Below are 26,008 nucleotides of genomic sequence, written 5' to 3'. Positions count from 1 at the left end.
GGAAAGGTGTGATCTTGTTGGACCAGGAAATCTTGCTTCAGGCATTATTGATTGCCATATGGGCAGGTATCGCAGGGATTGATTTGTTTAATGGTTTGTTTCATATCCATCGCCCCATTGTAACGGGGGTCATTATTGGACTCATTCTTGGAGATTTGAAGACAGGTGTCATCACCGGTGCAGCCATTGAATTAGTATGGGCAGGAATGGTTCCACTGGCAGGGGCACAACCTCCGAACGTGGTGATAGGGGGAATTATTGGAACGGCATTTGCTATCTTAACAGGCCAGGATCCACAGGTGGCCATTGGAATCGCTGTACCGTTTGCCGTTGCGGTCCAGGCTTGTATCACCTTGATGTTTACAGCTTTTTCACCTGTTATGCACAAAGCAGACCGATATGCAGAGGCTGCCAACACAAAAGGGATCGACAGAATTAACTACATGGGGATTCTTACCTTGTTCGTCTTTTACTTTGTTGTTGCCTTCCTTCCTATCTATTTTGGGGCAGAAGCGGCAAGGAATGTTGTCGAGACGATGCCGGAATGGCTGGTCACAGGGCTTGGGACAGCGGGAGGTATGATGGCGGCAATCGGTTTTGCCATGCTCTTGAAAATCATGCTGAAAAAGCAGTATGTAGCTTATCTCATCGTAGGTTTCATCCTTGTCACGTATTTGGAAATGCCGATTATCGCAGTCGCACTGATTGGCCTTGCTATTGCTATGTATGACTTTTACAAGACATCCGGCGGCCAGGGAGCTGCTGTGAGAGGGGGAAGAGGTCGTGGCATCTGAACAAGCAGCTGTTGATCAAAAGCCTCAAGTACACGTTGAAGATTCAGAATATTATGAAGATCATTCTAGTGAACAGGTAATGACGAAGAAAGATCTCAATAAAATGGTGTGGCGTTCTTTGTTGCTCCAGGCGTCTTTCAACTACGAAAGGATGCAGGCAGCAGGCTGGCTTTATTCCATCCTTCCAGGGTTGAAAAAGATCCATAAGAATAAGCACGACCTGAGTAAGTCGATGAAGAGCCATATGGAATTCTTCAATACCCATCCTTTCCTGGTGAATATCATTATGGGAATTGTGCTTGCCATGGAGGAGAAGAAGCAGAATCGAAATACCATTAGGTCGATCCGTGTGGCTATGATGGGGCCGTTGGGTGGAATCGGGGATGCGCTGTTCTGGCTCACACTCCTGCCGATTTGTATCGGGATCGGTGCGTCCCTTGGGGCAGATGGTAGTCCGATGGGGGCTCTTGTGTTTCTTGTGATCTTCAACATCGTTCACTTTGCCCTGCGTTTCGGACTTATGCGATATGGATACAAAACGGGAACCAATGCCATCAGTTCCTTAAAAGAAAATACGAAAAAAGTTTCCCATGCAGCTTCTATCGTTGGATTGACCGTAGTGGGCGGACTGATCGCTTCTTTTGTCAACGTATCTGCCAATCTGGTCATTCATGCGGGAAAAGCAGAAATCGCGATCCAGGAAGATTTGCTGGATAAGGTCATGCCTAATATTCTACCTTTGGGTTATACCTTATTGATGTACTATTTATTGAAACGCGGTTTGTCACCGGTACTACTCATTTTGATTACAGTGATCATTGGCATTATTGGTGAAATACCATTCCCGTTCGGTACCATTCTGTAAGCGGGGAACAGGAGGAGAAACAATGAACGGTTTACTTGTATCAGGTCATGGATTCTTTGCATCTGGTCTTCGTTCTTCAGTGAAATTGATTGCAGGGGAGCAGTCGCACATAGAGTATGTGGATTTCCAAGAAATAGACTCGATGACCGATTTGGAAGAAAAGCTGAAGGCGGCATTTGATAGATTGAAAGAGTGTGAAGGAGTGTTGGTTCTTTGTGACCTCGTTGGAGGCTCCCCTTTTAAAACGGCTGTTTCACTTATAAGGGAAAGGGATGACGCTAGGGTCATCGGAGGAGCCAATCTATCCATGATTCTGGAAACAGCGATCATGAAAGACACGGTTCCCATAGATGAATTAAAGGATAGAGCCTTGTCTTCAGGGAAAGAAGCAATCAAATGCTTTCAGAAATCCGGTCGCCTCAAACGGGATGGGGCAGGCATCTAAAGACATTACTTACTGCAATAGATCTCGGTCAGTCTATTGGGAAGGAATCTAGTTAACAATTGTGGAGGTGGAGGATGTTGTTTAGAAAAGCAAATAAGCGTAAAAGATTTGCCTCACTGTTATTGGCACTCATGATGGTCCTATCGTTTATTCCGACTAACCTAACGAAAGCTAGTGAAGATACCGGTGGGCCTTCCATCGGGAAAGTCAGCGGGATAGATAAGAAAGGTAGTGATGTCTTCATTGATCTGTCAACCGGTGAAGGAATCAAAATTAGCTTTCTAAGAGAAAATGTGTTCAGATTACATCTTGATCCCGATGGAAAGTTCCCAGAATATCCGACGCCTAATAAACCGGATCATGTAACCAAAATCGTGGATAAAGATCAAGAGGAATATAAAAAGGAGTATGGGGTAACACGCATAAGATTAGAGGAAGATTCCCATTTTTATCGAATCACGACGAAAGTATTGGAACTGAAGATTTCAAAAGCAGACTCTAAGATGAGCCTAGTGGATAAAAAAAGAAACAAGATCCTTTGGAGCGAAAAAGTGCCCCTTACTCTTGCAGAGGATCAAACGGTTCAGACATTGAACACCAAAGGAGAAGAATATTTCTATGGAGGAGGACAGCAGAACGGCTATTATTCTCATAAAAATACAAAAATCAACATTGCCATTGGCGGCGGTTGGGATGCTGGTGCAGCTTCAAGTCCCGTTCCCTTTTACTTGAGTACAGAAGGATACGGTGTGATGAGAAATACGTTTAAGCCTGGTGTCTATGATTTCTCCGAAACGGCCACCTTCTCGCATCAGGAAAACAGGTTCGATGCCTACTACTTCGTAGATGATTCCATCCCGGAGATCATTGACGAATATACCGAACTGACCGGAAAAGCAGCATTGATGCCGGAGTATGCGTTTTACCTTGGGCATGCGGACTGCTTTAATGGGATCCATAATGGTCATAAGGATAAGAGAACCCTTCTTGGCAAGGGGATGGAAACATTGAATCAGTATGTGAACAAGGATATGCCCATGGGCTGGTTTTTGCCGAATGATGGATATGGATGTGGCTATAGTGGCTTGGATAATCTGAAAAACTTTGTGGATAAAGCAAATGATCAGGATGTTGAAGTCGGTCTCTGGACACAAAGTAACCTGTACCCTGATCCTAATCTCCCTGAGGACAGCCCATTGCAAAGGGATCTTGATGGCGAAGTTCAGGCAGGAGTTAGAGCCATCAAAACCGACGTTGCCTGGGTTGGGCAGGGCTACTCCATGGCCCTAAATGCCACACGTCAGGCAGCAGAAGGAATCGAGAAGCAGGAGAACTCGGGTGGTGCACGTCCGTTTGTCATTAGTCTTGACGGCTGGGCAGGCACCCAGCGTTACGCTACCCTTTGGTCAGGCGACCAATATGGAGGCGAGTGGGAATATATCCGCATGCATATCCCCACTTATATCGGAGCAGGGTTGTCCGGTAATCCGAATGTCGGATCCGATATGGACGGTATTTTCGGAGGGGATCCTGTCATCCAGACAAGAGATTTTCAGTGGAAGGCCTTTTCACCTATCCAAATTGATATGGACGGCTGGGCATCTTCCGGAAATGATTACAGCAAATCAAAGAATCCATGGAATTATGGTGAACCTTACACATCCATTAACCGCATGTATCTAAAGCTGAAGTCACAAATGATGCCGTATATTTACACCATTGCCGAGGAATCGACTTCGACATCGATGCCATCGGTCAGAGGGATGATGCTTGAGTATCCGGAAGATCCCTTTACGTATGGCAGGGAAACACAGTATCAGTATATGTGGGGCCCCAATTTATTGGTAGCTCCTGTATACAATGAAAAGGATCAGGAAGCGGGAGTACGCAACGGTATCTACCTGCCGGATAAGGACCAGATTTGGATTGACTATTTTACAGGGGAACAACATAAAGGTGGAGCCGTAGTCAATCATATCGATGCTCCATTATGGAAAACACCTGTATTCGTAAAGAATGGTGCGATCATCCCGATGGCTCCGGCCAATAACTCGATTAATGAGCTAGATGGTTCCGAGAATAGAATATTTGACATCTATCCATCAGGGAAATCAGAGTTTACCCTTTACGAAGATGACGGAAAGACAGTTGACTATAAATCCGGAAAGAATACAAAGACCAAAATTACATCCGTTGTGGCAAACGATAAAGCGAAAATCACCGTCCATAAAGCCAAAGGAAAGGGCTACGATGGGATGGTGAAAGATAGGGGAACAGAATTCCTCATCAACACCCGCAAACAACCTGAATCCGTCACCGTAAAAGTCGGGGGCAAGAATGTGAAGCTGAAAAAAGCCGGGTCAGAGAAGGAATACAATCAGTCAGAAAATGTTTACTTCTATAATGAAAGTCCGAACTTGAATCACTATGCAACGGAAGGATCCGAGTTTGCCGAAACCAAGATTACAACTGCACCTAAGCTTTATGTGAAGGTTGGGAAGACGGATATTACGAAGAAAGCCGTGCGACTTACTGTGAATGGGTTCGATAATACCCAAGTGAAGGAAATCATTGATGAAGAAGTCCCTGCTGTTCCTGGAGGACTTGGAGCAGATGATGAAACGATCACAGATAAAAGCATTACCCTTCACTGGGATGAGGTCGAAGGAGAAAATATTTCCTATGATCTTAAAATTGGTGGAATGATCTATAGAAACGTGTTTGTGGAAAAAGTGGGAGAGAATCAGCCGTATTTCGAGCATGAAGATCTGGATTTCGATACGGAATACAGCTATCAAATCCGGGCAGTCAATTCCAAAGGTGCTTCGGAGTGGAGTGATGAAGTCACTATTAAAACCAAGCTCGACCCGTTCCGGAATGTACCGGAAAACATGACCGCCACCGCTTCGAGTCATCAATCTGGAAGTGAAGCGTCGAAAGCGGTGGATGGGGATGAAGGTACACAATGGCACACACAATGGTTCTCTGGGAATGTACCTCCTCATACGTTTGAAATCGATATGAAGCTTGCGTATCAATTAGAACAGTTTGAGTATGTACCAAGGCCTGACGCGGGGAATGGTACAATCCTGAAATATGACCTTGAAGTCAGCCTTGACGGAAAAACATATAAGAAGATTGTGACCGATGGAACGTTTGAGAGAAGCAAAGACATAAAGACCATCATATTCAATGAGGATGTAACGGCACGCTATATCAAATTGACGATAAAGGATGCAGTCGGAGGGTTTGGTTCTGCCCAAGAATTTAGACCATACAAAAAGGATAAAACGGAAGGGATGGTTGTAGGCGAAAACATCCCGAATGGTGCCATCGATGAGGAGGATCTCCTGTTCTTTGCGAGTTATATGGGCGTGGACAGTACAGATACATCCTGGGATCAGGTTTCAAAGGTGGACATAAATTATAATGAAGTCATCGACGCATACGATCTAATGTATGTAGCAGGTCAGCTGGGTGAGACAAAGCTGCAGGGCACCGGGCGTCCAGTGGCTGGAACGTTGAGCATTCGTCCCGATAAACAGGAATTAAAGGCAGGAGAAGAAGTGACAGTGGAGATCATCGGTGCCGGGATGAAGGATATCAATGCATTCCATCTTGAGATGGAGATTGACCCGAACAAATATGAAATCCTCACGGGCGGGGATAGAGTTGCTGCTCCTACAGATGCCACGGAAGAAATGTTGAATTATTCCATTCTAGCAGGAATCGGAAACGATAAGCAAAGGGTCATGACCGCCTTTTCCAATAAAGGCTCACAAGCTACACTGGAAGGTACATCCACTCTCGCTGTCATTAAACTTAAAGCGAAGCAAGATGGGACGTTCGATGTTCCAATTACAAGATCATTGCTTGTGAATACTGGCTTTGACACTATTGATCAGATAGGGGATGTCTTACAGCCCGGTGAAGAACCTGGAGAAGTCGAGCAGCCTGAAGAACCAGAGGAACTGCTCCTGACAGCAAGGGATATGGCCGTGACAGGCGAAGCAGATAAGATGCAGGATGGAGCGGCGGCGTTTCCCCGATTGATAGACGGAGAGATCAGCGAATCATCCCTTGCCGAATTGAAGTGGAGCATTACGGAAGCAGACGGAATTTCCCTGCCACTGACAGTCGACTTTACCTTCAATGACCCACAGGAGCTGACGACATTTGAAGTCTTTAACAGACCACATTACACCAATGGGAAAATCAAAAAGCTTCGCGCAATCGGAACAGATGAAGAAGGGAATGAGTACGACCTTGGAGCGAAGGAAGTACTCTCCACCGATAAAAAGGTCACATTTGATTTAACAGAAGACGGTACAAAGATGAAAAAAGTGACCATTGTATTCGAAGAATCACATAGCGGTCCGCTCATGCTATCCGTTGCAGAAGTGCAATTCCGGACCCAAAACAGCGCTTACCAGGGAGAATAGCGAACCAAATAGTTTAGAAAAACCATGGACTACTTTATCCATGGTTTTTCTTTTGCAGGGACAGAGGGACATTCACGTTGTCCCATATAACAATATTCGAAGTGAAAAATAAGGTAAGAAAATCAACAACAGATAAGTCTATAAGTGGTGTTTGTGGAGGCATAGCTGAGTATTTCGGTATCTCTTCTTTGGGGGTAAGGTTAATATTTATTTTTTTACCTGCTAATATACTTATATATTTAATTCTTGTTAATACGATGTCTGATAGGCCTCCGTCAGTATAATATCTTTTTCAATTAACCGGGGTCGTTTGCTTAATGTGAAACTATGAGTATGGTTTTATATTAAAGATAAGGAGGATTTGATTATAATGAATATAACTAACAAATTAGTTGATTATACTATCGTATATGATGACAGAAAAGAAGTAAATTCAGGAAAATACGAAAATAAGAAAGCCATCATAGAAGAGGTAAAAAAGATATTTAAGACCGATGTTGAGAATAGAAATGGTAAGGAAGTAATCGTGGTTTATGATTGGCGTAAACACATAGTGGAATGGAAATTATATTATATGCCTATGAAAAATAATCTTTAGTGAAGTTATTAAAATAACGGAGTGATAGCTGAAGATCGGACAGCTAATTTTTAGCTTTTCGTTATTCTACGAAAGGGCAGGAAAGTGAACAAGAGAACAAGAATAGCTCCTTATACAGGAGCGAAAAAATAATAAAGTTTTTATTTTATTAATTTTTTAAACGTAATCTTAATCGAGTGTGGTTCAAATCCATTTTGTTTAACAACACTATGTACAATTATAACCTCTTCTTTGATATCGTCGGATACTAATTGTGATAAAGTAATGTTTAGGCTAAATGGTTGGGAGCTGGTAACCATACCTGAAACTGGGTATCCATCCTTTATCAATTTGCTACTGATTTTAGTTAATAATGTCAGTTTCCTCTATTTTTCCTTGTTCAGCTTGTTTTTGACTTATGACAAATACGGATGACACAATAACTAACAAAGAAACAACACCAATAACTAGATATTTATGTTTCACAATAACCTCTCCCTCAAATGAATTCATTACAAGTATATGCCTTGTACTAAGGGAGGATTACTAATTGCTATTCCAATTAATCTTCCATAGGGGGCTGAATAATTCAGGAAGTACATTATTCAAGAAACTCTAATATCGAGGTGTTTTATTTTGCAGAAATGTGATAAATGTAATACTCAATTTAGATGGAGTAAAATCTATAAATCTTTTGTATGGACATACAAACCAATTGAGTGTAATAACTGTGGAACGGAACACAGAATAACCATTTTGGGGAGGTTATCTTTTGTTTTTTGCACAATTGTACCTTCGCTGATTTTTTTAAATTTCCCATCCCCTTTCGAAAGTTTCATTCTAACTCTTGTAATAGGGTTATTCATACTCTTGGTTGGTTCGTTGTTAACACCATTTTTAGTTAAGTATAAGGGGTTATTGTGAGGTTTTTCACTTAAGCTAAAGAGGGCGTTTGCTGAAGAATGGGAAGCTGGTCTTTAGCTTTTCCTTTATATTAATATTGGGGCAGGTTTGTTTATAGGACATAAATGTTAGTACAGCGTCAGTGGGGGTGTTTTAGATTAGTGTAATCATAAGTTTTTTTCTTTATTTAATTATTCTTTTTGGTGTATCTACCTTATTATTTTTCTCGTTAGTTTCAATATGGAGTACCTCTGAACCTGTTATTGCATACTTATTGTCGATAATTATTACTCACTTGATATTAAATACATATGGGCTAGTTGGTAAAAAAGAATAGTGATTTGGCTATTAAGCTAAAGAGGAAATTCATTCCATTATAGGCGGCGAATAAAAGAAGTGCAATCACTGATCTAAGCAGGATTAGTGGGCCTTTTTCAAGTTTGATATTTGTATTGTATGAAAAGTTAGTATTATAAATTGAAGACGTGACCTAATAATAGGAGGTATTTTAACTTATGAAGCGAGTAGATGTCACATATGTGCTTCTCTTAGATGAACTGGGCGAGAATGTATTGATGGTGAAAAATATAGGGGAAAACTCTTCATATTATACACTTCCTGGAGGGGCAGTTGAGCCAGGAGAAACGCTTGAAGAAGCTGCAATTCGCGAAGTAAAAGAAGAGACAGGCTTAGATGTCGAAATAGGTGATGTCTTTTCTGTAAGTGAAGCGTTTTTCGAGGATAGAGGACACCATGCCGTTTTCTTTATTTTTAGAGGGGAGATAACTGGTGGAGAGATTACTATATCTATGCCGGAAGAAATAGAAGAAATAACTTGGATGGATTTTCTAAAAGCAGAAGACTACATACATATAACAGGCAATACAAAAGGATTGATAAAACGTAGCACGTCCGCACCATATTTACTTAGAAAAAGAAATAATTATAGTTCCTAAGCCAGGGGGGATCTTCAGCTTATTCTTCATTCCGTTAAAGGGGCAGGATAACACTATAATAAATGAATATTTCACCAATAAATGCAAACCTTATAAAAAATAGGTAGAAGGTAAAAATATGCATCTTATATATAATTTAGCATTCATAATAGCTGCGTACCGTTGGGGTGATTGGCGGAACTGGAAACAGTATTACCCCACAATAATTTTCTTTATTTTAATAGACCTTTTTGAAGATTTTTTAACATATAATCATCCACTGTGATCATTCAATGATATGATCCTTCCTAATCATACAATTATTGCATCGTCGATAATGTTCATGAGATACCCTGCGATAATATTGATTTTCTTAAAATACTTTTATCAAACCGATATTATCAAAAAAAGGGTATTTTATTTAAGTTTCTGGATTCTGCTTTATTCGACAATAGAATATATTAACTTGCATTTAGGTTTTATTGTACATCATTATAAGTGGAACATGTGGTATTCTATTCTATTTTATTTTGCGATGTATACTACCCTTATTATTCATCATAGAAAACCTCTCATAGCATGGGGGTTAAGCTTTTTCTTCCTAGTAATAATTTGGATAATATTTGATTTTCCTCAGTATATGAGGTAAAAACATAATCTTTCACCTTACCTTATTCAATTATAGAGGGATATAATTGAATAAGGTAAGGTGAAAATAGAAAAGCTCAGAGCAGTAACTCTGAGCTTTTTTGCGTGCTAATTACTGTGTGATTTAATCTGTGATTTCAAATGTTATCTAGCTTGTTATAAGTTTTCTCCACAATAACTGAACTACTAATTAAAAGATCCTTCTTTTCTATAACGTCATTTACGCTAATCTCTCATGCTTCCGATCCAATCGATAACTCAAGAAAGTCAACAGGCTCGCACAAACCGCAACCACCCCACCGACAAGTGACACATTCATCAATGGTCCTTGATGGTAGACAAGCCCTCCTAGTGCTGAGCCCATGGCGATACCGACATTGCTTGCAACGGGCATCAATGAAGCGGCGAGTCCTGTCGCTTTTGGTTGATACACACCGGCAAGGTCGATCAAGTAAAGCTGGGTTGAGGTGGTTAGCAGGATAGCCATCAGGGACATCAAGCCAATGTTGATCAATCCGATGATAAAATGATCGGTCGTAAAGTATAATCCGATCAGGACAAATGCCTGGATAAGGAAAACGAATCTGAGGCGTCCGATGGCATTGTGACTGGCAATCTTTCCGGCCAGTATGTTGCTGAAGATCGAGATGAATCCGTAGGCAAACAGGATCAAACTGATGGAGTTGCCTGGAGCTCCCATCATGTCCAGAATCGGGACAAGATACGTAAAGACCGCATAGGTTGCACCGAATCCCAGAGCTGGAATGAAGAAAGCCATCAAGATCCGTGGATGAGTCAATAAAGAAAACTGATCACGCATGGAACTGCGGTATTGACTGAGCTTACTGGGCAAATTCATGAAAGATGCCAAAAAGGCAACCACACCAAGAATCGTCGTTAACAGGAATGTGGCATGCCAGTCGTACCACTCAGCGATGACGGTACCGATGGGAACTCCGATCACGTTTGCCAGAGTGAACCCACCGAAAACGAAGGAAATGGCCACCCCGCGTTTTGTCACTGGAATTGCTTCGCTCGCGATCGTCATGGCAAGGGAAATTGAAACGCCTGTGACAATGGCTGTCAGCATTCGGAGTACAAGGAGCATAATGTAACTTGTCGAAATCACGCACAAAGCATTCAGAATGATAAATGCCCCTATCAAAAACAACATCCATTTCCGCTTTGGAAAATGGCTTGTTGCGGACATGACGATCGGGGTGGCGATGGCAAAGGTAATGGCAAACGCTGACACAAGCGTACCTGCCTTTGCGTTGGTTATATGAAGGCTCGAGGAAATCTCCGTTAAGATCCCAACGATGACAAATTCGCTTGTCCCGAGAACAAATGTCAGTAACGTAAGGGTGAAGATGAGAAACCAATGTTGTTTGGATAATACAGTCTCTTGCATAAGTACCTCTTTTCTAAGATGAATATACATAAGTATTTGTTTGGGCAAACAATTTAATCATCATACCATAAATTATTTTAATGACGTATCCCTTGCATTAAGATAGTCAAACACAAATAAGGCAGGACTCAACCATGTGTTGTCCTGCCACGTGTAATCATCCGGATTGATGTATTTTCTTCTACTCTAGTGCCGGAGGTCAGGCACCGTTTTTTGAAATGGTTTTGCTATGTCCCTCTGTTTCAAGGACGCTCCAACACATTCACAAGCATCGCATGTACCACCTCATGATCACGCACATCATGCAAACGATACTCCTCACCCGGCAACGTATACCACTCCTCAGCCCCAACATACGTGATAGCGAGTGTTAGAACGCCATCATCATTGCAGGTGGTTCGCAGTTCAAGCTCGCCGCTGATCACACCGACCTCAGAGGTCTTGACACCGTGAGTTGCGGTAAAAATGGTCGATTTCTTTTCCATACAAGTGCATCCCTTCTTTGGTTGGTTGATAACAAAGCCATTACGAACAACGGCCGATTACTCGTACTGGCAATCACAATATCAGAGTCAGTAAGCGCAGCTGTTCAACATACCCTGAAGCGCGGACTTCTCTGAAGACTGCAGGCTTAAATTCCATTTGGACTTGGTGCTGATCCACCACTTTGCGTACCCACAGTCTGCGCTGGAACGCGGTGGCTGCCATGTTGATGGGTCCTGGTCACCTTTGGAGCGGTTGGAGCTGGCGGTCACCGCGATCAGTTGCGGGCCGCTGAGGTCGTTGGCGAAGTCCTCGCGCTTGTCAGTGGTCCAGCTGCTGGCACCGGAACGCCATGCCTCGGCCAATGGGACGACGTGATCGATGTCGAGATCGGACGGATCGTACACAATGACACCGTCGTAGTAGCTGTACCATTTGCCGGACGTCACAGGGCAGCTGCCGCTGTAGTAGTCAGCGTCACGCTGGAGGACTAACTGGCGGGTGTCGCAGCCACTGCCTTGTCCTATCCAGTGTGGGAACTTGTCCCTTGAGTAGCCGGTCATGGAACTTTCGGATTTCACGGTCAGTGCGTTCAGCTGGGATTGGGCCGTGGACTTGGACGGTGTGCCAGGTGGAAAGGCAAAGGCGGTCGGCAAGAATAAAGCGAACGAGAGAACCAGTACAAAAACAAACAACATCGATTTCTTCAACATAGAAATGCCTCCTGTATGTGATTTTTTATATCAACCTGTCCTTCTTAGAGAATGAAAGGTTAATAGTAAGAAAAAGATGGCAATCAAAGTGTGTGGCACGGTCATGATTCAGTGCGTTTAGGGACTGTTTAAAAGCAAGATTGGTTGAAGTAGTTTTCAATGAGGATTGGCCATTAGTTGAATATGCTCTACTTGCAATGATAGTGTACGGAGTTATTTTTTCTCAAGTTAATTTCTTGTAAATAGTCTAACGGAAAATGTTAATAAATGTAGTCATCAAAGCAGATATTGGATTGGTGCTTGGGTTCGTTCCTCTGGTGGTGTTTGTGTAGGATGAATGATGGTTTATTCTAAGTTTGATTGCGGTGTCTATTTTCATTATGATGATACCGTATTTAAAAGACAATGGGACATAAGTACATAAATGACGATCAGTAAAATGATACTTCACTTAGAATGTATTCCACAATGAAACCTCTGCCGTATGGGGTCAATGATAGATGAGGAATTTTCCCCTTTAACATAAGAAAGGAACCTATCACCAAGAATTCACAACGAATTAAACAAGATTTTTCATTTGTTAACTTTTACTTCAATAAAAAAAAGGAACTGATATGACAGTTCCTTTTTTATTTCTTTTGATTAACAACTAAATCCACTCTGCACTATCATCAGCAAGTCTTTGTAATTCATTCATAAAAACACTCGCATGATAACCATCACATACTGCATGATGAATTTGTAATGAGACAGGTAAGAATAATTCTTCCTTTTGTCTGGAATATCTACCGCCAGTAACAATTGGTAAAAGAAAGTCTCCACCATTATTAATATTTAAATTAAATGCTGTAAAAGAACTCCAAGGAATCATCGAAATGGGAACATTATTTTCTGGTATAGGAGTCTTTGGAAATAATCTACCCGTACCATTGTATTTTTCTACATCTTTTTCATACTGAGTGTGAAACTCATGAAATGTTGATAAATATGGTGACCAGATGCCCGAAAACGTGCATGTCTTCTTATCAAAAATTGTATAAGAGGGGACAATTTCTGTCCAGTAACCTAACTTCCCTTCATAGTTAAAACTGGTTCTAAATTCTATATGCGAATTGACTACTTTTGTAATCATAAAAATAAACGCAGGATATAACTTATGATCCTTTTCCTTTAAGTTTTTCATAAGAATTGTAATATTTATTTCATTCGTTATACTGAAAGTTGTTTGTTGTTGTAAAAAGTGTTCAAAATACTCTTTTCGATACCAATTTTTACGGTCTATAATATTGAATTTCATTATTAACGCCTCCTAATTTTTTTATCTTAGGAGGCAATTTTGTCTGCTTTTTTCATCATACTCTTCCTTTTAAAGATATTTAATACCAAAACATTATCAAATATTTCAATTGTTAAAGTCAACAATAGATTTCTTCTTTGTTCTATTAACCTGCTCCTTTAACCCAAAAAAGCGACTGTCTCTTCATGAACAATCGCACTCTTAGAGACACATTACTTTTAATTGTATAGCCCTCTGAAGATTAAATTTGCGGTCACTGGTTCCCGTCCAAGTTCTCTCGCCCATACAGACAACTGACCAACGTGATGTATTTCGTGAGCTATAACATGCCGCATTATTTCCCCGTGATTGAAAGTTGCACTTTTACCCTCGGAATTGGTAACTGTATTAGTTCGTGATTCCATTTCATTCGTCCAAGACATAATAAACGGTTTAATCTCTTTGTGATATTGATTGGATAGGGCTTTCACTTTTTCCAAGCTGGCGTAATCTTCAAACGGTGGTTCTCCTGGATCTTGTTGTGTTTTCAAAAAGTGAATCCAACTTCGTTCGACCTCCACGATATGAAACAGCGTGTACAGGATACTACCGACCCCACCAACCCGTTTTTTAAGTAATTCCTCTTCCGGTACATCTTCGCACCATGTAAACCAATCATCTCTAACCTGCCAGTTATACTGAAATAGCGTTTTCATTCCTGAGCTCCCACCCTTAATACGAAATTTAGACCACAATATCTATAAGAGTTCTACATTGACGTACCTATTTCCTCTTCTGTCGCTAAACTGCCCTTTAATTGAATAACATCTTTATCTATATTTTACTTAAAATGCCATAAACCTTATGTTTATTATTTGAAAACCGCAATATTCTAGAAATCAGGCAAAGAAAAAGAGGATAATCCGTGGACATTTATTTGGGGATCTATTCTATCTCTCATAGGATTATATATGTACATTGTTGGAGTCGTTCATAATCTAAAAGTATAAAGTCTATTTCCTATGTTTTGATGGAAGATTTAATGAAGTCGAACGAATAGAGGAACCCTTTAGGGACTTAAGAAAGAGACAAATGGAACGAATGGAAGAATGGGCAATGGATCCGGATAACGTTGTGAATCCACGAACTTCTCTTAATAAATAATTTGTTATTCAAGTAATAGGGGCAATAGCTGAAGATTTGTCTCAAGCGAATGTAAGTTATTTCTTTAGAGGACCATTTGGCACGAAATGGTCCTGACCCAAGTGAATAAGGTTAGGCATTTTTAGATTTCTAAAACTGAAAGATTATGTCGAGGAGTCGAATAGCACGCTGTTTAGTAAGTAAACGCGTGCTGTATTTCAACTACGAAAATCCAGGTTTCCCCTCGTTCCATAATGGGTTCATGCTGTAAGGTATACCACAATTCCTCAAAGAAGCTAAAACATTTTACCCAAACTATACTTAAAAGTGTAAGCTCCATTTGATTCTAAATATGAAATGTATTTTTCATTTATGAAGGTTGTACTATTCACTTATATTCATATTTAACGTAGATATTTGGACATCTACTTGATAATCGATGTTTGCTTGACTGAAAGTATTGTCCCATTCATCTTTATGACTTTTCCAATAGTCTGGGTGATGAATTCTAACGTAATCGTGAAATCCTAAGACGTCTACTTTCAAGTCCTGTTGGATTTTCTCTAAACTTTTTTTTATTTGTTCTTTGATTTTTTCTTGTATTTGTTTTTCTAAATCCTTTATTTTCTCTTTCTTTGTGAGTTCATCCGTTTCTGTGATCAATTCAGATATGTCCCCGCTTACTTTTGTATCTACTTGAAAGGACATTTGTCCATTCTCTAGTATAGGTTTTACTTTGCGCTTGATAGTTTCCAGCTCATACGTAATCGGTTTGTTGCTGCCTTCTTCCCTTATCTTTACGATTCCTCCATCTGTTAAAGCGGTTAACCAATTCATTCCTACCAATTCTTCTTCATTTAAGAATCCGATTTGAGTGAGAGTGTCTCCTTTAATCACAGCTGCGCCAGTGAGGATGATTTCATCATTTCTCTTTTCTATATTTTGCAACAAAAAACTAGATTTCGCTTCCATAGTTGCGTTGATTTTCGAAAGAGTCATGGGTTCGATTAACTTATTCGATTTTTCAATATGATCTGAGATCTCTTTTATATGCACTGAAGGAATTTCATTCGTTTCCGTGCTCATGATGTCCTTAGACAGTCCATCTGTAACCATGATTAAGCAACTCATTCTGGCTTCGGGATCACGAATGAAGAAATCTAATAATTCTCTAATATTTCTTTTTTGGGCTACTTTACTGCTTAATACAACCAGTCTTTGATGTTGCCCGTTTAGAGTGTTTTTTCGTTTTAGTAAAACTTCCCGTGCGGTCTCAAGTAATGATTCACCTGTTTCATTAACATTGACAAAAGGCTTTGCATTACCTGAATACGTGTTAGAAGATTGATTGCCGGACACATTCACGAGTTGAAAGGTAACATTAATTAAATCCTCTTCTGAATACTCATTACTATTACTTTGCCCCTCATCAATCCCAATACCCAATAGAAGGTCCAATTTTTCAATATCCTTAGAACTCCAACATCCTGTTAACATGAGAACAGTGAGTAAGAAGATGAAAAGATATGTAAGATGCTTCAATTGAATTTCCTCCTTAAGAAAGAGACTGCTAATAAAATGATTGGTAGTACACCAAATAAAAGGATTGCAGCATTTCCAAGTAGATCTCCTAATGCGAATAATTGGTATATATCATTCGGAACCATCGAGATTATTAATACAATGGGAAGAAAGACAAGCAGAAACACCTTTATGTCCTTGTTGAATAATTGTGAAAAACCAAGAGAAGCAACATAAAGTGTGATGGAGATTGTAGCGAATATTTGTAAAATCCATACGATTAAAAACAACGAGTCAAAGCGTTCAAAAAAGATGCCTGGAAATTCAAACGAATTGATGAGAGAAATAGTTGGCCAAGTTAGATTGCCTACCCCATCTATTGATAATGCACCTATGACAATAACGACTGTCACTAGATAAAAAATCATCGGCAGTAATACTCCTATAAAGATAATCTTTTTCCCTTTCTTAGGTTCAGTTAAATAGGCCGATAGAATAATCATTAACTCAATCCCAATGTATGATAAAGAGGTTGTTTTAACGCCCTTTAACACGGGGAGGATTCCATTTCCAAGAACAGGGCGTAAATTATTGATTTCAAATAAACCTAAACTCATTGTGGAAATTAAGATGAAAATGATGACGGTAAGGGGAAAAATAACTTGGAACACACGTGCAATGGAGTTAATTCCATCCGTATTTAAATAAAAGGCAAGCCAAAGAAACAATACAATTAAAACTTGAATAGGAGTCCCCTCGAGCAAATATGTTTCGATTACTTCAGCCATTACCCTGACTTCAAAACTGGTGAGTGTGATGAAATAAATAATCATTGTTACCCCAAGGATGATACTGAGTATTCTCCCGACAATTTCTCTACTATACTGAAAAAAAGTTTTTTTAGGATATCTGTTATTAAGGATTAAAATGATCATCCCTGCTATGATGGGAAAAATACTGCTGATAATAATGGTTATCCAGATATCAGGCGTCCCTACTTTAGCAGCAGCTGTCCTTGGCAATGTTAATATTCCGACACCAAGAATATAGTTAATGATGAGGATTATAGCTTGAGTAGGACTAATTCGTTCCTTTTGATTCAAGTTCATTCATGACAAGTCCTTTCAATAAGTGAAGTCCATTTCTAACCTTTTCTAATTTTGTCGCCAGGCTTCAGAGTTTCGGGTCTCTTTTTCATTAATTGGATGGGCAGCCTGATTAAAAAGTCTTTCCAATCGTTGATTTGGTACGGTACTGCAGGACCGAGAAAAGGGATTCCAAAGCTTTTTAAACGGACAAGGTGAATACAGAAAAAAAGAAAAAAGACGATTACACCGTAGAGTCCCAGAGTAGCACCTAAAAACATGGCTATAAATCTTAATATTCGTAATGAAATACTTAAAGTATATTGTGGGAGTGAAAAGGAAGAGATCGCCGTTATGGCCACAACAATTACTGTAACCGGACTAACAATACCTGCTTGCACCGCAGCTTCTCCAATCACAAGACCCCCGACTATCCCAATGGTTTGACCGATAGGTTTTGGTAAACGCAACCCTGCCTCCCTTAATATTTCAATAGAAACTTCCATTAACAGAGCCTCAATGAGAACAGGAAATGGGACTCCCTCACGAGAGCCGATAATGGAAATGGCTAGATTTGTTGGAATTAAACCCTGATGGAATGAGACAAAGGAAATATATAAAGCGGGAGTGAAGACAGATATGAAAGCAGCCGTATAGCGTAATAAACGAATCAAAGAGCCAGGAATCCATCGATCATAATAGTCTTCTGGTGATTGCAGATACATATTGATGGTTACAGGAGCAATCAAGACAAAGGGGGTACCATCCAGTAATATGCCGACTCTACCCTCTGACAATGCAGCAATAACTCGATCAGGTCGTTCAGTGCTTTGAATTTGCGGGAAAAGTGAGAAAGTACTCTCTTCAATTAATTCCTCTATATATCCAGATTCTGGTGCATTATCAATTTGAATAGATTCAATTTTTTCCTTAACGTTCTGTAGGATTGTTTCATTGGTAATGCCCTCTATATAGGCGATGACTAATTCCTTTTTAAATCGTTCTCCAACTTGAAAGCTCATGAACCTTAGATCCTTATTTACACCCGCTTTTCTTAGAAGTGCTTGATTCTCATTTATATTTTCATTAAAACAATTTCTAGGACCTCTCACCACCTGCTCGGTTACAGGTTCTTCAATACTCCGATCTTTTGATTCACTAGTTTTTAAAATGATTGCTTTAGTAGACTTTTCATGAAGCAATGCTGTTTCCCCTCTTAAAATATAGGAGGTGATTGTACTTATGTCCGATTCCTCATGACATTCACTGACAGGAAGCATTTCTTTAAGGGAATCAGGGATCCTCTCGTCATTTATAGCGTTGAACATAAGAGGGTTCAATATATTATTATTAATAATATTTGTATCCACTAACCCTCTCGTGAAAATGATCGAAGCTCTTGAATGATTAATGAAAAATTCTCGTGTGATGATATCGTTATTTTCCCCCAGAATCTCATTTATCATCGATAAATTCTTAGATAAATCGCTTGTCATCATAAGGGTTGATTCCTTCTGTTTTGGTGAGTTAGGTTGATTCATTACACCCATAAGTAAGGTCTTTATTTTCATGATTATAAGGGGTACGATCAACGTTAGTATGGCGTAGATGTATACGTTGAAATCGGGAAGGAACCCAATGACCTTATTAAGAAAATCCACTAAACAAACCTCCTAAATAAGCTTTGTTCACACATCTAGTTTCTCTTTAAATCTAAGGTTTTATTCCGAAGGTACACGATATCTGTGTAATGAGTTATTTCAACTGGTGCCACGTCCTATTCCTCATCATTAACCAGAAAAAATACAATGGTAGTCTGCTAACTGGGTGTACCATCAACACCAATGTCAAACTCCCTCCTAACCTGTTATGGAATTGATGAATAACTAAATTTTTATAAGCTATATCCTTTACCTTTTTAAGAAGTTAATAAAGAGTGAAAAACCCGGAACCATTAGGATCTGGGTTTTTCACTGTTAAAATATAGTGCTTATTACTCTGTTATTTTTATACCTAATTTAAGTGTGATGTAAGTTTTTCCCTCCCTAAACAATAGGGGGGATTTGACTCTACTTAATATATTATAATTTCAATCAAAGTATAATAACTATAATATTACCTTGACTGTCATAGTAATATATTACATAATACACATATGGAGGTGGTTAGATGAGCAAGAACAAAATCACATCCGACCTGCTGCGTGGCCATACGGATACGATGATTTTAAGGCTTTTATCCGAAGCTGATCGTTATGGATATGAGATTGTGAAGATGGTTGCCGAACGTTCGGACGGCAAGTATGAGTTAAAGGAAGCCACGATGTACTCAAGCGTTCGACGACTTGAAGCAGACGGAGATATCGAGTGGTACTGGGGCGATGGATCTCAGGGAGGACGGCGTAAGTATTTTAGGATTACTGAAAAAGGTAAAAACACTTATGCCGACAACAAAAGCAATTGGGAGTATGCAAAGCGTGTACTCGAAAACTTATTGTGAGGAGATGGGAAGGTATGAACGAGAAATTAAATCAATACTTGAACGGCATTTTTGCCCGTTACGATGGAATCAAAAGTGCCGATGAACTAAAGGCTGATCTACTCGCCGATTTACAGGAGCGGTTCCAAGAACTCAAAGAAGAGGGTATTGACGAGGAAACAGCCTTTAAGAGGACGATTGACAGCATCGGGGACATCGAACAAACAGTACAAGAGGTTGCTGATCTCTCCCGAACACTTGAGCGTCAGGTGCAAACAAACTTAAGCGGGAGTAACTTAACCAATAGTGACTTCGTGGGTGTGACCGCCTATAAAGGGAAATTTAATGGGAGCGCAATGCGGGGTTCCGACTTTGAAGGCTCGGACCTGACTGGTAGCTCATTTAAGAGCAGCGATGTGCGTGAAGCCAATTTTGACAAGGCAAATCTGACAGACTGCACCTTCGCCACACTGGATCTTACGGATTCAAGCTTTAACCAATCAATCCTTGTGCGCACAAACTTCAGTAAGTCGGCGCTCGCCGGAGTAAAATTCAGAGGTGTAAAACTAACCGATGTCACGTTGACTATGACCGACCTTAGAAAAACAACCTTTGAACATTGTGTCTTTGACGGTGTGGACTTCCACTATTCCGATTTGACCGGGCAGTGTCTGGACGGTCAGACCTTTATCGGAGTGAAGTTTGATAAAGCGGGGCTAAAAGACGTTTCGTTTAAAGGTGCCACACTCAAAAATGTCTCTTTCCATGCAGGATTTACGTGGTCTAAGAAATATTACCGTGCCATCAAAACCATCTGCTTTGACGGAGCAATGATGGATAAACTGACCTATGCTGCTCTGAAAGGCATAGAAGCAGATGTATCCAAGGTTACGGTGGTATAAGGAGGAGAAGACATGCAAAGCAAATCCATTCACGTTAGAGGGTTGCGGAAGTCTTATAAGAATCTTGATGTCTTAAAGGGTGTAGATTTTGAGGTCGAAAAGGGTAGCGTTTTCGCCCTCCTCGGCTCCAATGGCGCGGGTAAAACAACGATTGTCAAAATTCTCACCACGTTGTTGAAACCGGACGGAGGGACCGCCTGCGTAAACGGATTCGATGTTGTCTCAAAGGATGACGATGTGCGGCAGTCGATTAGCTTGACTGGGCAATTTGCCGCAGTGGATGAGATGTTGACCGGGCGGGAAAATCTGATCATGATTGCCAGGCTGCGACACCTTGATCATCCGCGTCAGGTGACGGATGATTTGCTGAAACGCTTCGGCTTGATGGAGGCTGCTGACCGTAGGACGTCCACGTATTCAGGCGGTATGCGACGCAGGCTCGACATCGCCATGAGCCTTGTGGGAAAACCTCAGATCATTTTCCTCGACGAACCGACTACCGGGCTTGACCCAGAAGCCCGCATCGAGGTTTGGAAGGTAGTCAAAGAACTTGCTGAGAGCGGCACGACGGTATTCTTAACCACGCAGTATTTGGAGGAGGCAGAACAGCTGGCTGATCGAATCGCCATTCTACATGAGGGGAAAGTGATCGCCAATGGGACGCTGGAGGAACTGAAGAAGATGCTCCCGCAGGCAAAGGTGGAGTACGTCGAAAAACAACCTTCATTGGAGGAGATATTCCTCGCTATCATTCGTAAGAAGGAGGAAGTGTCATCATGAATACACACTTTTTCAGCGACATGGGCGTGATGCTTGGACGTTCCATGCGCCATATTATGCGAAGTATGGACACCATCATTACGGTCACCATCATGCCGATTGGTTTTATGCTCCTGTTCGTATATGTGTTTGGCGGCGCCATCCAAACGGGTACGGATCATTATGTGAACTACCTCATGCCCGGCATACTATTGATAGCGATCGCAAGCGGTATATCCTATACGGCTTACCGCCTGTTTTTGGATATGCAACGGGGTATATTTGAGCGGTTCCACTCCATGCCGATTGCGCGTTCCACCGTCCTGTGGGGGCACGTACTGACCTCATTGGTATCCAACGCCATTTCTGTTGTCGTCATCATTCTTGTAGCACTCATGATGGGCTTTCGCTCATCAGCGGGGGTCCTATCATGGCTCGCCGTTGCTGGTATACTCGCTCTGTTTACTCTAGCCTTGACTTGGATTGCGGCGGTTGCCGGACTATCAGCGAAAACGGTGGATGGTGCAAGTGCCTTTTCCTATCCGTTACTCTTCCTGCCCTTTATCAGCTCAGCGTTTGTACCGACCGAAACGATGCCGTCAGGAGTTCGCGCCTTTGCCGAACATCAACCGGTAACGTCGATCGTGGAATCCATTCGTTCACTGTTGGCAGGTCAGCCAGTGGGTCATGATATATGGGTTGCTCTTGCCTGGTGTGTTGGGATTATGGTTGTGGCTTATATCTTTGCGATGAAGGTATATAAAAAGCGGGTGTAAAAAAGTATAGATTTCCGTTTTGGGGTGGTGCATAGCCTGATAGTAGAAATGTCCTGAGAATTGGCGCAGGACATTTTTATTTTTGTATCAAGGGTTATATTATTCCTTTATGCGACAACCCAAGGGGACAGGTACCTTGGCACAGATATAAACGATGAATAGAGGAGGAAATGGGATGTTGATTACGGAGCATGCGAAAGGGAATGAGCTGGAATTTCAGATGGAGAGTTTGCAGGTGTATGGGGTGCTGATGGGGTTGTTGGGTGCTAAGAGAGAGCGGTATGGGAATGGATAGGGTTTTTTGAGCTTGGGGAGATTTGGGAGGTGTGGAAGGAGAGGTGAATTTTTGATGATGAAGAGCTTTTTAATTGAGCTGTCCCCGCAACGTTGTCACTTCGACGTGGCGCGGGGGACAGTCCTTTTTGAATCGAGTATTAGTGATTTCTTAGGCTTCCTTAACAACCTCTTGTCCACGAACATTCCAAGTGAATGCGAATAGAATGGTTGCCAGTAAACATGAACCCACTAGAAGCATAAATCCTGCGTCCCATCCAGCTCCTTCTACTATGAATCCCATGAGTGCATTGGCCATTACGGCACCACCCAGGTATCCGAAGAGTCCTGTAAGTCCGGCTGCAGTACCAGCGGCTTTCTTTGGTACAAAATCCAGTGCTTGTAAGCCTATCAACATGACGGGACCATAAATGAGGAAACCGATCGCGATTAAAGCCATGTTGTCAATCAGAGGGTTACCAGCAGGGTTTAACCAATAAACCATCACAGCAACTAATACCCCCAGCATAAACACGAATCCAGCCGGGCCACGGCGACCCTTGAACAGTTTGTCAGAAAGATAACCACAAAGTAATGTGCCGGGAATTCCTGCCCATTCATAGAGGAAGTAGGCGACACTTGACGATTCCATGTCAAATCCTTTTTCTTCGCTTAGGTATGTGGGAGCCCAGTCAAGAACCCCGTAACGGACAAAGTAAACGAACACATTGGCAATTGCGATAATCCAAACCCATTTATTGTTCAGAACATATTTAAATAGGATTTCTTTGGTTGTTAATTCTTTTTCAAGCGATACTTTTGATTTAGTAGGATAGTCATCACGGTATTCCTCAATGGGTGGGAGTCCAACTGATTGAGGTGTGTCTCGAATAAGCATGAATGCAACCCCGGCCACAACAAGGGCTACCAGGGCAGGAAGAATAAATACTCCTTCATAACCGGAGTAAACCGCCCCGAAGTAAGTCCCGATAATGGAAACGCCGGCAATGGCGAGTGGTGCCATCAATCCTCCACCTACATTATGAGCAACATTCCAAATAGCTGTTTTCCCACCCCGTTCACTTACACTGAACCAGTGGACAAGTGTACGTCCCGATGGAGGCCAGCCCATCCCTTGGAACCATCCATTCAAAAATAACATCACAAACATGATTGTCACCGAAGAAGTGAAGAATGGGATTAATCCCATAGCTAAACTAATCAAGGCTGACAGGACCAACCCTGCAGTCAAGAAATACCTGGCGTTACTCCTGTCTGAAACGGTCCCCATGACAAATTTACTGATCCCATATGAAATGGAAATCGCAGATAATGCAAGACCAAGTCCTCCTTTGGAAAAACCTTCTTCTGTCAGGTATGGCATGGCTAAAGAAAAGTTTTTACGAATTAAATAATAGGCCGCATAGCCGATGAAAATACCTATGAAAACTTGTAATCTTAGTTTCTTGTATTCAGTATCGACCTTATCTTCCGGCAGTCTTTCAATGGATGGTGCCGGTTTAAATAATTTCAGCATCCAATTCCTCCCTCTATAGATCGTATTTCAGGACAAAAAAACAAAAAGACCCGCACACTTAAACATACTTTTCTAACGAAAAGCATTCAAGTAGCGCGAGTCTCTGATTCTCCTGCCCTATTTTTAACTTGTATAAAAAGATACATGAATGTGAAAGCGGTGTCAATAAGGAATTGGAAATTACTAGACTAGCTATTGGTAAAGATATGTAATCTAGCCCCTTATCTATATTCTCTCACCGAAAAAAGGAAGGCATTCATGGTGAGTGTGTATGAAAGGATCAAATGCTTCTTCATAAGAGCTATTTAATTCCAGTTGGGGTAATAGGGAATATTTTTTTGTACGATAAACTGGAGGAGATCAGATGTTAGTTACGGACTATGCGAAGGGAAACGAGCAGGAATTTCAGATCGTGAGTTTGTAAGTGTGCGGGGTGATGATGGGATTGTTGGGGGGAAAGAGAGAGTGGCCCGGGGGTGGCTATGGATTTCTGAGTTATAGGGAGATTTGGGAGGCATGTAAGGAGAAGGGGATTTTTGAGAAATATGAAGAAGGGATTGCGGTGATGATGGATATGATGACTGTCGTTGAAGATGGTAGATTGATTGGGAGGGATCGAAAAACAGGAGGGAGTTGGGGTGGGACGATTTATTGATGGGGATAATCTAGTAAAGTGATCTAGTCATTACTTTCTTGAGTTGTTATATTGAAATTCTCATTTGACCCTCCTGATTTTTAGGAGGATTTTTTTATTTGGACTGGTCCTGGTCATAATCTTTGTATACTTTCGCATATATATTTAAGGTTATAAGTCAGATATAAGGATGGTTATGTTGCTCAATTAGAGGGGCATATTTTTGAATAACTTATTGTGGAAAATGGAAATTCGAGATAATTGTATTAAGTTAAAGAGAAGGATTCTTTATCAAAAACGGCTAGACAGAATGTTGTAAGAGTCAAGTATTATGAACTTGATTTGGGGAGGGTGAAATGGAACCGAAAATAAATGTTAAAAGTTCAACATATTTTTCCTGGTTGTCGAGCTGGCCGCAGTGGACTGGGTATGCAGCGGCTCTATGGTCCCTACTATACGGGTTACTCGGGCTGTACTGGTTATTAGGTGGGAACGGATTTCCTTTCGGTAAAAATGATCCACGAGCAGAAATGATGGGATCATTTTTATTAAATCTTAATGTTGATGTCGGGGGTTCAGTCATCGCCATAGCTGGATTGGTAGGTACAGTAGTAGCTCTAGCGATGGTAAATACATGGGGACTTCGTTTTCCTCGAATTATATTACTCTCCTTTGCGTGGATAATGAGTGGGACGCTTATATTTGTCGTTCCAGATTCACGAATTGTGCAGAATTTTGCTTATTTGTTTTTGCTTCACTTTGATCTGCTGGACTGGAGAGTGGTTAACCAAGTTTTTTGTCTAGTTGGTGGGTTCATTTGGGGAGCTACTGCCATAGCATACTTTCGTCATACACAGAATGCTTGCGGTAATTGCGGTAGGAATGACGATAACGAAGTATCATCAGAGAAAGCGGCAGAATGGGGAAAGTGGTTTACCTATTTAGCTGTTGTTATGGCATTGCCATACGGTATTGTCCGATGGGCGTGGGCCCTAGGCATTCCTTTGGGAACAAACAACTCATCAATGGTTGGGAATGTAGACATTATCATAATTGAAGCCATACTGGGGGGATTATGTATTGTCGGTGGAATTCTGACCCTTGGACTTATTCAGAAATGGGGAGTGATTTTTCCACGGTGGTGTTTATTTCTTGCAGGTAAACAAATCCCAATATGGTTTGTTGTGGTACCTGCTACATTGATGTCTGCTATTATCACAATCACGGCTTTAAAGCTCAGTCCACAAATCATATTTAGGATGATGAATGGTTCCATTACAAGTGAGAACTGGGGACATTTTGTTCCTTTTTTATCCTGGTTACCATGGGGAATTTCCCTAGGGATAGCCATTCTAGCCTATTACTTAAAAAGACGAGGAAGATGCAAGCATTGTGGTAAACTTTAACT

At 41.1% G+C, this 26,008-nt stretch carries 24 protein-coding genes; 15 read left to right on the top strand and 9 right to left on the bottom strand.

Annotation, left to right across the window (positions count from 1 at the left end):
• Positions 1-17 precede the first annotated feature (17 nt).
• The 9 genes from agaW to AC6CIB_RS08245 all read left to right on the top strand — a co-directional run bounded on the left by agaW (position 18) and on the right by AC6CIB_RS08245 (position 9,610).
• On the top strand, positions 18-794 hold the full coding sequence (gene agaW / locus AC6CIB_RS08285; RefSeq protein ID WP_498279553.1) for a PTS N-acetylgalactosamine transporter subunit IIC: 777 nt from the start codon (positions 18-20) through the stop codon (positions 792-794).
• The gene (locus AC6CIB_RS08280; protein WP_498279551.1) at positions 784-1,659 is read left to right on the top strand and encodes a PTS system mannose/fructose/sorbose family transporter subunit IID; all 876 of its coding nucleotides are present in this window, start codon (positions 784-786) and stop codon (positions 1,657-1,659) included. Before agaW ends, AC6CIB_RS08280 begins: the two co-directional genes overlap by 11 nt.
• A 22-nt stretch (positions 1,660-1,681) precedes the next feature.
• Entirely contained in the window at positions 1,682-2,104 is a 423-nt protein-coding gene (gene agaF / locus AC6CIB_RS08275) for a PTS galactosamine/N-acetylgalactosamine transporter subunit IIA (protein ID WP_498279549.1), read from the top strand.
• Between the two features lie 74 nt (positions 2,105-2,178).
• Complete coding sequence (locus tag AC6CIB_RS08270; RefSeq protein ID WP_498279547.1) at positions 2,179-6,546, top strand: discoidin domain-containing protein; 4,368 nt, start codon at positions 2,179-2,181, stop codon at positions 6,544-6,546.
• A gap of 101 nt (positions 6,547-6,647) precedes the next feature.
• Positions 6,648-6,830: a PspC domain-containing protein gene (locus tag AC6CIB_RS08265; RefSeq protein ID WP_498280527.1), complete on the top strand. Its 183-nt coding sequence runs from the start codon at positions 6,648-6,650 to the stop codon at positions 6,828-6,830.
• A gap of 86 nt (positions 6,831-6,916) precedes the next feature.
• Positions 6,917-7,144: a hypothetical protein gene (locus AC6CIB_RS08260; RefSeq protein ID WP_498279545.1), complete on the top strand. Its 228-nt coding sequence runs from the start codon at positions 6,917-6,919 to the stop codon at positions 7,142-7,144.
• 615 nt (positions 7,145-7,759) lie between these two features.
• Complete coding sequence (locus AC6CIB_RS08255) at positions 7,760-8,047, top strand: TIGR04104 family putative zinc finger protein (RefSeq protein WP_498279543.1); 288 nt, start codon at positions 7,760-7,762, stop codon at positions 8,045-8,047.
• Positions 8,048-8,541: 494 nt separating this feature from the next.
• Positions 8,542-8,982, top strand: a complete 441-nt coding sequence (locus AC6CIB_RS08250) for an NUDIX hydrolase (protein ID WP_498279541.1) — start codon at positions 8,542-8,544, stop codon at positions 8,980-8,982.
• A gap of 277 nt (positions 8,983-9,259) precedes the next feature.
• Positions 9,260-9,610 carry a hypothetical protein gene (locus AC6CIB_RS08245; RefSeq protein ID WP_498279539.1) on the top strand — a complete coding sequence of 117 codons (351 nt, stop codon included), beginning with the start codon at positions 9,260-9,262 and terminating at the stop codon, positions 9,608-9,610.
• Positions 9,611-9,829: 219 nt separating this feature from the next.
• Here AC6CIB_RS08245 and AC6CIB_RS08240 read toward each other — a convergent pair whose 3' ends face one another.
• From AC6CIB_RS08240 to AC6CIB_RS08205, 8 genes are all read right to left on the bottom strand, one after another.
• Entirely contained in the window at positions 9,830-11,020 is a 1,191-nt protein-coding gene (locus tag AC6CIB_RS08240; RefSeq protein WP_498279537.1) for an MFS transporter, read from the bottom strand.
• A gap of 242 nt (positions 11,021-11,262) precedes the next feature.
• A complete protein-coding gene (locus tag AC6CIB_RS08235) occupies positions 11,263-11,505 on the bottom strand; it encodes a hypothetical protein (protein ID WP_498279535.1) in 243 nt (80 codons plus the stop codon).
• Between the two features lie 87 nt (positions 11,506-11,592).
• Positions 11,593-12,216: an HNH endonuclease family protein gene (locus AC6CIB_RS08230; protein ID WP_498279533.1), complete on the bottom strand. Its 624-nt coding sequence runs from the start codon at positions 12,214-12,216 to the stop codon at positions 11,593-11,595.
• A gap of 649 nt (positions 12,217-12,865) precedes the next feature.
• Entirely contained in the window at positions 12,866-13,513 is a 648-nt protein-coding gene (catA, locus tag AC6CIB_RS08225) for a type A chloramphenicol O-acetyltransferase (RefSeq protein WP_498279531.1), read from the bottom strand.
• Between the two features lie 218 nt (positions 13,514-13,731).
• On the bottom strand, positions 13,732-14,208 hold the full coding sequence (locus tag AC6CIB_RS08220; RefSeq protein WP_498279529.1) for a DinB family protein: 477 nt from the start codon (positions 14,206-14,208) through the stop codon (positions 13,732-13,734).
• Between the two features lie 811 nt (positions 14,209-15,019).
• On the bottom strand, positions 15,020-16,177 hold the full coding sequence (locus AC6CIB_RS08215; RefSeq protein WP_498279527.1) for a Ger(x)C family spore germination protein: 1,158 nt from the start codon (positions 16,175-16,177) through the stop codon (positions 15,020-15,022).
• Positions 16,174-17,265: a GerAB/ArcD/ProY family transporter gene (locus AC6CIB_RS08210; RefSeq protein WP_498279525.1), complete on the bottom strand. Its 1,092-nt coding sequence runs from the start codon at positions 17,263-17,265 to the stop codon at positions 16,174-16,176. The genes AC6CIB_RS08215 and AC6CIB_RS08210 overlap by 4 nt, the downstream gene beginning before the upstream one ends.
• Before the next feature lie 35 nt (positions 17,266-17,300).
• Entirely contained in the window at positions 17,301-18,812 is a 1,512-nt protein-coding gene (locus tag AC6CIB_RS08205; protein ID WP_498280525.1) for a spore germination protein, read from the bottom strand.
• A 598-nt stretch (positions 18,813-19,410) separates the two neighbouring features.
• Between AC6CIB_RS08205 and AC6CIB_RS08200 the strand changes: the two genes are divergently transcribed.
• From AC6CIB_RS08200 to AC6CIB_RS08185, 4 genes are read left to right on the top strand one after another with little or no spacing between them, the layout of a single operon-like run.
• On the top strand, positions 19,411-19,740 hold the full coding sequence (locus AC6CIB_RS08200; protein ID WP_498279523.1) for a PadR family transcriptional regulator: 330 nt from the start codon (positions 19,411-19,413) through the stop codon (positions 19,738-19,740).
• Positions 19,741-19,754: 14 nt separating this feature from the next.
• A complete protein-coding gene (locus tag AC6CIB_RS08195; protein ID WP_498280523.1) occupies positions 19,755-20,621 on the top strand; it encodes a pentapeptide repeat-containing protein in 867 nt (288 codons plus the stop codon).
• 12 nt (positions 20,622-20,633) lie between these two features.
• Positions 20,634-21,401 (top strand): ABC transporter ATP-binding protein, encoded by a 768-nt coding sequence (locus AC6CIB_RS08190; protein WP_498279521.1) that lies wholly within the window; start codon positions 20,634-20,636, stop codon positions 21,399-21,401.
• Positions 21,398-22,156, top strand: coding sequence for an ABC transporter permease (locus AC6CIB_RS08185; protein WP_498279519.1), 759 nt, complete (start codon positions 21,398-21,400; stop codon positions 22,154-22,156). The genes AC6CIB_RS08190 and AC6CIB_RS08185 overlap by 4 nt, the downstream gene beginning before the upstream one ends.
• A 445-nt stretch (positions 22,157-22,601) precedes the next feature.
• Here the strand turns inward: AC6CIB_RS08185 and glpT are convergent, their stop codons facing one another.
• Positions 22,602-23,966 (bottom strand): glycerol-3-phosphate transporter, encoded by a 1,365-nt coding sequence (glpT, locus tag AC6CIB_RS08180; RefSeq protein ID WP_498279517.1) that lies wholly within the window; start codon positions 23,964-23,966, stop codon positions 22,602-22,604.
• Positions 23,967-24,411: 445 nt separating this feature from the next.
• Here glpT and AC6CIB_RS08175 point away from each other — a divergent pair, with 445 nt between their 5' ends.
• Together AC6CIB_RS08175 and AC6CIB_RS08170 are read left to right on the top strand one after the other, a co-directional pair.
• Positions 24,412-24,621, top strand: coding sequence for a hypothetical protein (locus AC6CIB_RS08175; protein WP_498279515.1), 210 nt, complete (start codon positions 24,412-24,414; stop codon positions 24,619-24,621).
• A gap of 335 nt (positions 24,622-24,956) precedes the next feature.
• Positions 24,957-26,006: a hypothetical protein gene (locus tag AC6CIB_RS08170; RefSeq protein WP_498279513.1), complete on the top strand. Its 1,050-nt coding sequence runs from the start codon at positions 24,957-24,959 to the stop codon at positions 26,004-26,006.
• Positions 26,007-26,008: the final 2 nt, after the last annotated feature.

Source organism: Rossellomorea sp. GQ25 (assembly GCF_059758515.1).
This window is presented reverse-complemented; position numbering and strand designations above follow the sequence as displayed.

Coding starts and splice junctions, on each gene's coding strand:
- AC6CIB_RS08250 (WP_498279541.1), top strand. CDS start 8,542: ATGAAGCGAGTAGATGTCACATATGTGCTTCTCTTAGATGAACTGGGC.
- AC6CIB_RS08205 (WP_498280525.1), bottom strand. CDS start 18,812: ATGAAAATAAAGACCTTACTTATGGGTGTAATGAATCAACCTAACTCA.
- AC6CIB_RS08245 (WP_498279539.1), top strand. CDS start 9,260: ATGATCCTTCCTAATCATACAATTATTGCATCGTCGATAATGTTCATG.
- AC6CIB_RS08170 (WP_498279513.1), top strand. CDS start 24,957: ATGGAACCGAAAATAAATGTTAAAAGTTCAACATATTTTTCCTGGTTG.
- AC6CIB_RS08240 (WP_498279537.1), bottom strand. CDS start 11,020: ATGCAAGAGACTGTATTATCCAAACAACATTGGTTTCTCATCTTCACC.
- AC6CIB_RS08230 (WP_498279533.1), bottom strand. CDS start 12,216: ATGTTGAAGAAATCGATGTTGTTTGTTTTTGTACTGGTTCTCTCGTTC.
- AC6CIB_RS08235 (WP_498279535.1), bottom strand. CDS start 11,505: ATGGAAAAGAAATCGACCATTTTTACCGCAACTCACGGTGTCAAGACC.
- catA (WP_498279531.1), bottom strand. CDS start 13,513: ATGAAATTCAATATTATAGACCGTAAAAATTGGTATCGAAAAGAGTAT.
- AC6CIB_RS08195 (WP_498280523.1), top strand. CDS start 19,755: ATGAACGAGAAATTAAATCAATACTTGAACGGCATTTTTGCCCGTTAC.
- agaF (WP_498279549.1), top strand. CDS start 1,682: ATGAACGGTTTACTTGTATCAGGTCATGGATTCTTTGCATCTGGTCTT.
- AC6CIB_RS08200 (WP_498279523.1), top strand. CDS start 19,411: ATGAGCAAGAACAAAATCACATCCGACCTGCTGCGTGGCCATACGGAT.
- AC6CIB_RS08190 (WP_498279521.1), top strand. CDS start 20,634: ATGCAAAGCAAATCCATTCACGTTAGAGGGTTGCGGAAGTCTTATAAG.
- AC6CIB_RS08210 (WP_498279525.1), bottom strand. CDS start 17,265: ATGAACTTGAATCAAAAGGAACGAATTAGTCCTACTCAAGCTATAATC.
- AC6CIB_RS08220 (WP_498279529.1), bottom strand. CDS start 14,208: ATGAAAACGCTATTTCAGTATAACTGGCAGGTTAGAGATGATTGGTTT.
- AC6CIB_RS08260 (WP_498279545.1), top strand. CDS start 6,917: ATGAATATAACTAACAAATTAGTTGATTATACTATCGTATATGATGAC.
- AC6CIB_RS08270 (WP_498279547.1), top strand. CDS start 2,179: ATGTTGTTTAGAAAAGCAAATAAGCGTAAAAGATTTGCCTCACTGTTA.
- AC6CIB_RS08185 (WP_498279519.1), top strand. CDS start 21,398: ATGAATACACACTTTTTCAGCGACATGGGCGTGATGCTTGGACGTTCC.
- glpT (WP_498279517.1), bottom strand. CDS start 23,966: ATGCTGAAATTATTTAAACCGGCACCATCCATTGAAAGACTGCCGGAA.